The organism is Xenorhabdus santafensis (assembly GCF_033949405.1).
Lineage (GTDB): Bacteria > Pseudomonadota > Gammaproteobacteria > Enterobacterales > Enterobacteriaceae > Xenorhabdus > Xenorhabdus santafensis.
On record NZ_VCDN01000427.1, the window covers coordinates 1 to 328 of the forward strand.

Below are 328 nucleotides of genomic sequence, written 5' to 3' on the forward strand. Positions count from 1 at the left end.
CGCAAATTGTTATTTTCCATTTTTATATGCTGGTTTTCTTCCAACAACTCTGCAAGATGCTGTTTTAACTCTCCCAACTGTTTGTATAAATGTCCAATTTGCTCTTCCATACTAGAAACCGATGCAAAAATATCTTTTTTCTCCACAAGCACCCACCTCATTAATCTGTGGTTTGACTCGAAACGACCCCTTTATTCACTAACTCATCTAACGTATATTCTACTATCCGTTCCTTGTCTACTAGTTCCACTTGAATTAATCTTTCTAAAATATTTAATCCGATAACACGGCCAGTACCATGCGGGGTTTGTATACGTTGATCTAAATC

1 protein-coding gene is annotated in these 328 nt (G+C 36.6%); it reads right to left on the reverse strand.

From position 1 onward, the window contains the following. Positions 1–161 (reverse strand): initiation control protein YabA (locus FE392_RS22985; RefSeq protein WP_500692717.1); only part of this gene is annotated, 161 nt, incomplete at its 3' end. Positions 162–328 lie beyond the last annotated feature (167 nt).